6 protein-coding genes and 1 rRNA gene are annotated in these 7,095 nt (G+C 37.0%); 2 read left to right on the forward strand and 5 right to left on the reverse strand.

The features are described from left to right. Window positions 1-306 precede the first annotated feature (306 nt). Both FFM71_RS13100 and FFM71_RS13105 read right to left on the reverse strand, forming a co-directional pair. Window positions 307-915 (reverse strand): NAD(P)H-binding protein, encoded by a 609-nt coding sequence (locus FFM71_RS13100; protein WP_137612599.1) that lies wholly within the window; start codon window positions 913-915, stop codon window positions 307-309. A gap of 413 nt (window positions 916-1,328) precedes the next feature. Then, window positions 1,329-2,393: a baeRF8 domain-containing protein gene (locus FFM71_RS13105; protein WP_137612600.1), complete on the reverse strand. Its 1,065-nt coding sequence runs from the start codon at window positions 2,391-2,393 to the stop codon at window positions 1,329-1,331. A 330-nt stretch (window positions 2,394-2,723) separates the two neighbouring features. Between FFM71_RS13105 and hemH the strand changes: the two genes are divergently transcribed. Then, a complete protein-coding gene (gene hemH, locus FFM71_RS13110) occupies window positions 2,724-3,662 on the forward strand; it encodes a ferrochelatase (RefSeq protein ID WP_137612601.1) in 939 nt (312 codons plus the stop codon). After that, complete coding sequence (locus tag FFM71_RS13115) at window positions 3,662-4,978, forward strand: Nramp family divalent metal transporter (protein WP_137612602.1); 1,317 nt, start codon at window positions 3,662-3,664, stop codon at window positions 4,976-4,978. Before hemH ends, FFM71_RS13115 begins: the two co-directional genes overlap by 1 nt. A 395-nt stretch (window positions 4,979-5,373) precedes the next feature. On the opposite strand, the gene FFM71_RS13120 is transcribed toward FFM71_RS13115, so the two are convergent. From FFM71_RS13120 to rrf, 3 genes are all read right to left on the reverse strand, one after another. Then, on the reverse strand, window positions 5,374-6,219 hold the full coding sequence (locus tag FFM71_RS13120) for an aldo/keto reductase family protein (RefSeq protein WP_137612603.1): 846 nt from the start codon (window positions 6,217-6,219) through the stop codon (window positions 5,374-5,376). A 61-nt stretch (window positions 6,220-6,280) separates the two neighbouring features. Continuing rightward, window positions 6,281-6,823: a GNAT family N-acetyltransferase gene (locus FFM71_RS13125; protein WP_137612604.1), complete on the reverse strand. Its 543-nt coding sequence runs from the start codon at window positions 6,821-6,823 to the stop codon at window positions 6,281-6,283. 169 nt (window positions 6,824-6,992) lie between these two features. Beyond that, a 5S ribosomal RNA gene (gene rrf / locus FFM71_RS13130) occupies window positions 6,993-7,095 on the reverse strand; the annotation flags it as partial.

Genomic DNA, 7,095 nt, shown 5'->3' on the forward strand with positions numbered 1-7,095 from the left:
ATCAAAACAGATTTAGGTGGAATGTCGCCTGTTCAATATCGAGAATCAACAGAATTAAAAGCTGCATAAAAAAGTGTCCAAACTTCGGGGTTCAGATCAGCGTTGAAGACTCGCGGGTTTTGCGAGGCTTCAACCGAGGCTCGAGACCGCTTCCCAGGCTCGGGCCGTTCCGCGCAGCAATTGAATACTCTCAGCTCTGGAAACGGCATAATGCATCAAACTTTCAACCTTTATAAAATTAACGCAAAATGCCTATCAAGCTTGGAATAATTCAAGTTTGATAGGCATTTTTTAATAGTAATATTATTATGCTTTACGACTAATGGCTAAACTATCGTGTGAACCCAGCTTACCATTGTGTGCTAAACGAACAATAAGGTCGGCCACACTGCTGCTGGCGACTGTATCTGTCTTAGATTGACCACCTTTACGAACGATTTCATAATTGTCGACGTCTTGACCATTATCTAGCCATGTGGGACGGACAATTGTATAATTCAAATCCGAGTTTTCAATTGCATCAACTACTTCTTGATATGGTGCTAGTATTTCTCCGTCATTCAAATTTCCTGAAGCGCCATTAGTAATAGGAACCTCATTATAAAGACCCATGGATGTTAAGAATATAAACCGTCTAACTCCCTCTTTGTTCATTGCGTCTATAATCTTCTGGATCAAAAGCTCTTCATTACTATCGAGTGATACTAAGACCACATCGACTCCCCTGATTGCATCATCCAAAATTTTTTCATCAATAATGTCTCCTTGAAATACACGTTCACGTTTTTCATCTATCGTTAAAAGTCCCGTGTAACGTGCCATCAAAGTAATATTATCATCAGTTTTGTCCAAGAAAAATTTTGTCGCCTTTTGACCCATTAGGCTTGTTGCGCCAATAATCAATACATTTGCCATTACTCTACCTCCGATTGTTTTACCTCTCTGTTGCACGTCTATCCTAAACCTTTCTTGAAGATATTGCTTGAAACACAGAATACGAATGGGACAAAACATTCGCAACTCATTACACTTGTGCAACTTCTCAAATCGTACGAACGGTATATAACTTAAAAATTTCTAATGTTAAGGCAAACAGGCACTGTAATCCAAAATCGGATTACAGTGCCTGTTTTGTTTAAGCAAAAAAGTTATACTTTTATGCCGAGAGTTTAAGGACAATGATAATCATGTCCCCAGCTCCTAATTGTACGACTACATTGGTAATGAATGGTTTTGGTATCGATTGGTTCTAAGCAGTGGCTCTAAAACGGGCTATATAAGGGTAACTCCTGATGATCAAGAGCTAGTTCTCCCTTGCATTGCCCTCTCTACCTTAAAATGGCACTCATACTAGGATAACTATTGTCACCTGGTGTATATAGAACTCGACAATTGATTTTATTGATCAAGGATTTAATCAGTAACTTATTGTGCTCTACTGAATATGAACTTCCATCATTAAACGAAACTAATGTTTTAACATCCCGATTGTTTAAAGCAAGGTCAATAGTACTCAAGTCATTGATAACTCTATTCTTTTCCCCAGCGGCTCTGACATTGTTCTTTACTTGTTCCACTTCAGCAATTCTCTCAAAGGCGAAGTAATCATTTACTCTTTCGGCTAATTCGGCACGGGACAGATTCACTACCGAGCCATGCATGATCCCGCCGATATAAGGTTTATTTTCATACGACTTCAAATATACATCTAATGTTTCTGATAAGCCTGCTATCACAAATGTATAACCTTTGGTCTGATTCAAATTCATTAACTCTTTGTCTAAATATTGGTAATAAATACTTTGATCTTTTTGTTGCTCTTCAGATTTAGTACGGTGTCCGTGATATGTTGCTGTTAGACCCCCATATGAACCCGAGTTCACATTGGAATTAGCATCGAAGTCTGAATAGTAGTCAGAAAATCTAGTATGTAGACCTGCTAATTCAACTTCTTTTAAACTATTAATATCAATGACACTAATTCGGTCACGACTGATATTTAGCAAGTAATCTGGTCTCTTAACATTTTCTTCGGGTAACAAGAGATCTTGAATCAAGAAAGTATTTCCAACATGTTCTTTGGCCAAAACCGTATGTTCCATAGCTCTGATTTCCATGTTCTCATTGTTGGCAAAAATCAATAAGGCTCTTTTATCTGAGTTCCATAATTTTCTATCGAGGATCAGGGATTCGAGATTTTTTACTGCATTGTTCCACTCCCGACGTGGATAATTTAGTTCTAAGTCTTTTTTGACATCCTTCAAAAGATTTTTATAGGCAAGCAGATTAGTTTCTGCCTGAGGAGTTTCCGGATGAATCGGTAAGATAATGCTGATTTTTGGTTCGTTATCGGACGTTAAAAGTTTCATTAGGTTATCGTTTTTTAATTTCATAGTTCATCTCCTTGTCTAAAATCTTATCGTTATCATTAGTATATTTTTATATTAACATGATATATTCAAAATGTCTAATATTTTTTATAACTTTTTTCATAAAAGCGTGATATTACATATTTAAATAGTCAGAAATCTTCATCTTATTGTTCGTCCCATACAAAAAATAAACTAGTTGGAAGAACTGAGAGTATTCATTTGCTGCGCGGAACAGCCCGAACCTGGGAGGCGCAGCAATTGGATACTCTCAGCTCTGGAAACGGCATCTTAATTAAACTTTCAACCCTTAGTTATGCTATTATAAAATCAAATATTAGGGGGGAAAACACAATGGTACAGGGATTATTATTAGTCAACTTAGGATCACCAACGTCCCCTAAAACTAAAGACGTTAAAAAATATCTCCAAGAATTTTTGAGTGATCCTAACGTAATCGAAATGCCCAAAGTTTTCTGGCAACCATTACTGAAAGGGGTTATTTTGCCGTTGCGTTCTTGGCGTTCGGCCACCTTCTATCAGCATTCTTGGTTACCAGAAGGTTCTCCATTAATCGTCTACACGCAAAAAATAACTGCTCAGGTTCAAAAACTGTTGCCACAATGGAATGTGAAAATGGCAATGACCTACAATCAACCAGATATTGCTCAAACCTTGCTACAGATGAAAAAAGATGGTTGTCAAAATGTTATTCTCTTACCACTCTTTCCTGAATATACTCAAAGTACAACTAAATCTATCATCCAGCAGGCACAGTCAGTTGACATCGACTTAACAATTATCAAACAGTTCTATGATCAACCAACTTACCAACAGATTTTAGCCAGTCAAATTCAAACAGCTTGGGAAAAAGATACTTATGATGCATTATTTATTAGCTATCACAGTATTCCAACGGCTATGGTCAAACATGGTGATCCTTACCAAGAAGAATGTGAAGCAACCACTGCCGCTATATCAAATTTGCTAACAATTCCAAAGAATAAAATTAAAACTGTTTATCAATCGAAATTTGGACCAATGCCCTGGTTGAAACCATATTTAAAAAATTCCTTGATGCAGGCTGTTGAACTCGGTCAACGTAATATTTTAATTGCGACGCCTTCATTTGTAGCCGATTGCTTGGAAACTTTAGAAGAAGATTATGTTCAAAACTACCAGACCTTTAAAGCCAGTGGCGGAAATGAATTTCAATTAGTCCCTCCGATGAATGATGATCCTCGTTTCAGTCGATTTTTGGCCGATTTAGCTGTTAGAAATCAGGTTAAATAATGGTCAAAAAAAGTCTAGATGAAATAAATGAGAGTGTTAAAGTTCCCAGTGTTTATGAGACCTCATTTTTACAAAAATTCTTAGCCTACAGTGGTCCTGGAGCTTTAGTCGCTGTTGGTTACATGGATCCCGGCAATTGGCTGACCTCATTGTCAGGAGGTAGTCAATTCCGCTATGAATTACTATCGGTTTTACTGATGTCGATTATTGTTGCTATGTTCATGCAATCCCTATCGATTAAACTTGGTATCGTTGCTCGTCAGGATCTAGCTCAGGCAATTGCTGCAAAAGTTCCCAAAAATGTTCGATACTTTTTATGGATCTTAAATGAAATTGCAATGATGGCAACTGATTTAACCGGCGTTATTGGCACAGCAATCGCTTTACGATTATTGTTTGGCTTACCTTTAGTCTTTGGTATCCTACTAACGATTCTTGACGTGCTAATAGTCTTGTTATTTCTTAGATTTGGCATTCGTCGAATTGAGTTTATTGTCCTGTCAGCAATCCTAATTGTTGGAGTAATTTTTGGTATCGAAGTATTTCGAGCAGATCCACCAATTAAAGCAATTTTTTCCGGTTTACTTCCCACAGACGATTTATTCAAAAACCATGAGAAACTTATTTTAAGTCTCGGTATCATGGGAGCAACCATCATGCCACATAATATTTATTTGCATTCTTCTCTGGCACAAAGTCGTCGTTACGATCATAATGACCCCAATCAGGTCAATGAGGCTTTACGCTTTGCTAACTGGGATTCAGTTGTCCATTTGGTTGCTGCATTTATTATCAATGCCCTCTTATTAATCCTTGGTGGAACATTATTCTTTCATACCACTAATCAGTTGGCTAGCTTGCAAGATGTCTTTAACGGTCTTAAAAGCACGGCTATCGTCGGTAGTTTAGCTAGTCCCGCCATGAGTTGGCTCTTTGCTTTTGCCTTATTAATTACCGGTCTGATTTCGTCAATTACCAGTACTTTATCCGGTCAAATCGTCATGGAGGGTTATTTGAATATTCGCTTACCTTTATGGCAAAGACGCCTATTAACCCGATTTGTTACTTTGATTCCAATCTTGATTATCGGCTTCATGGTTGGGTTCAATGAATCAGATTTCGAAGATATGATAGTCTATGCACAAATTGTCTTAAGTGTCGCTCTGCCATTTACACTTTTTCCAACAATTTTTTTAACAGCAGATCATAAATTAATGGGATCTCACGCTAATAGCAAACTAACTACTTGGATAGGATTAATTTTAGCAGGTATTATTACTGTTCTAAATTTACAATTAATTTTTTCCTTTATATAATAACTAAAGGTTGAAAGTTTAGGTAAGTATGCTGTTTCCAGAGCTGAAAGTATTCATATGCTGCGCGGTACGATTCGAGCCAAGAGGCGGTCTCGAATCTCGGTTGAAGCCTTACCCCGAACCGGTAAGTCTCCAACACGCCTGGTGGTGTAAGGACTAAAGTCCTAACGTCACTTTCGCGGCAAATGAATACTTTCAGCTCTTTCAACTAGTTTTTTTATAACAGGACTGTCTAATTGTGATCTTTTGATATTTAAATAAATTGAATTTAGGACTGTCACAGCAATATTTATATCACTTTTTCACCTTTCAACCTTTAGATAATAACTTATCTAAAAAAGCTGTCACAGAAAATTATTGATTTTCTGTGACAGCTTTTTTAAATTAAGAAGTTATTAACCCTGAGTAGGATTGTGGAAATGTTCTGGTGCAGTATCAGGCATAGCATTCAATGTCTTCATATCATCAGCACTAATTTCAAAGTCTAATTTCGTATTAGCAACAATGTGTTCCTTGTGAACTGCCTTAGGTAATGGCAAGACGTCATTTTGGATAACAAATTGAATAGCCAATTGTGGAACGCTAACATTATATTTTTCAGCAATCTTTAATACATCTTCGTTGTGGATTAGGCCACCCGTAGCAAGTGGTGAGTAAGCCTCAACTAAAATATCATTCTTTTTAGCAAATTCTGTGATTTTAGGTTCTGTATAACCAATGTAGTATTGAATTTGATCAACCATTGGCTTAACGGTAGCTGTCTTCATCACATTTTCCAAATCATGAACGTTAAAGTTTGAAACACCTACAGACTTAACCCGACCAGACTTGTAAATTTCTTCCATAGCGCGCCATACTTCAATGTTTTCCTTGTCGTAATTTGCGCCAATTTCACCCCATGGCCATGGAGCGTGTACAAGATAAAGATCCAAGTAATCTAGGTCAAGATTCTTCATGGTTGTTTCAAAATCTGCTAGAGCACCTTTGTAAGATTTAGTTTCAGCAGGCAATTTTGAAGTTACATATAGATCTTCACGTTTAACGCCAGAGTCCTTAATACCTTGTCCAACCTCTTTTTCATTTCCATAAACAAGTGCTGTATCAATATGTCTGTAACCAGTTTCGATAGCATCGGCAACGGCTTGTCTTGCTTGATTAGCAGGAATTTGCCACGTACCAAAGGCTACCTTAGGAATCTTAGTACCATTATAAATATCAAATGTATCAGTTAATTTTGTCATAAAATTGCTCCCTTCATCATTAAGAATAATACCCCTTAGAGTTAACTCTAGGTCAATCATTTTAACTTAATTTATCGTAAGAAATAACCTTTTTAATTTTATTCGAACGAGGATTCAATGTTTTTTGCATCCAAACGATATCCAGCCAGCGATTGAACTTAAAACCGACCTTTTTAAAAGTCCCAACCTTTTCATAACCACATTTCTCATGAAATTTAACGCTATTAGAATTCTCTTCAGTAATACAGGCCATCAAGTTGACTACACCTTGTCTTTGCAATGTATCTTCAAGATATTGATACAATGTTGTACCAACGCCATGACCCTTATATTCGTGTTCTACATAGATACTGGCTTCAACAGTCCAAGCATATGCAGCACGGGGCTTATAGGCGTGGGCGTAAGCATATCCTCGAATTTTATCATTATCATCGACCGCTACTAGATAAGGAAAAGTCTTTAAAATATTATGGATACGACTTTTGAAATCTTCTACAGTTGGAATGGCATCTTCAAAAGTAATTGTCGTGTTAAGAACATATGGAGCATAAATATCCAATAATTCTTGTACATCGTTCTCAGTTGCCTGTCTAATCTTAATCATTCTTAATATCCTCTTGGTAAAAGATTTAATAATTGAATATTATAAACTTTTTGATAATTATTGGCACAAAAAGAACCGTTTATGATCCCAAAGGGAGATAAACAGTTCCTCTTTTAGTTATTTAATGATACGAAAAAAGGAACTGACCTAAGTCAATCCCTTTATGTTAGCGCGGCAGCTCCCTATCCTCGCGGGTAGTTTCCCACCAACTACTTTCGGCGCGGAGAAGCTTAACTTCTGTGTTCGGCATGGGAACAGGTGTATCCTTCTCA

This window comes from Companilactobacillus huachuanensis (genome assembly GCF_005404815.1).
Classification (GTDB): domain Bacteria; phylum Bacillota; class Bacilli; order Lactobacillales; family Lactobacillaceae; genus Companilactobacillus; species Companilactobacillus huachuanensis.

Bases quoted from the DNA above. Each gene is read 5' to 3' on its own strand.
- FFM71_RS13100 (WP_137612599.1), bottom strand. From the start codon at position 915: ATGGCAAATGTATTGATTATTGGCGCAACAAGCCTAATGGGTCAAAAG.
- FFM71_RS13105 (WP_137612600.1), bottom strand. From the start codon at position 2,393: ATGAAATTAAAAAACGATAACCTAATGAAACTTTTAACGTCCGATAAC.
- hemH (WP_137612601.1), top strand. From the start codon at position 2,724: ATGGTACAGGGATTATTATTAGTCAACTTAGGATCACCAACGTCCCCT.
- FFM71_RS13115 (WP_137612602.1), top strand. From the start codon at position 3,662: ATGGTCAAAAAAAGTCTAGATGAAATAAATGAGAGTGTTAAAGTTCCC.
- FFM71_RS13120 (WP_137612603.1), bottom strand. From the start codon at position 6,219: ATGACAAAATTAACTGATACATTTGATATTTATAATGGTACTAAGATT.
- FFM71_RS13125 (WP_137612604.1), bottom strand. From the start codon at position 6,823: ATGATTAAGATTAGACAGGCAACTGAGAACGATGTACAAGAATTATTG.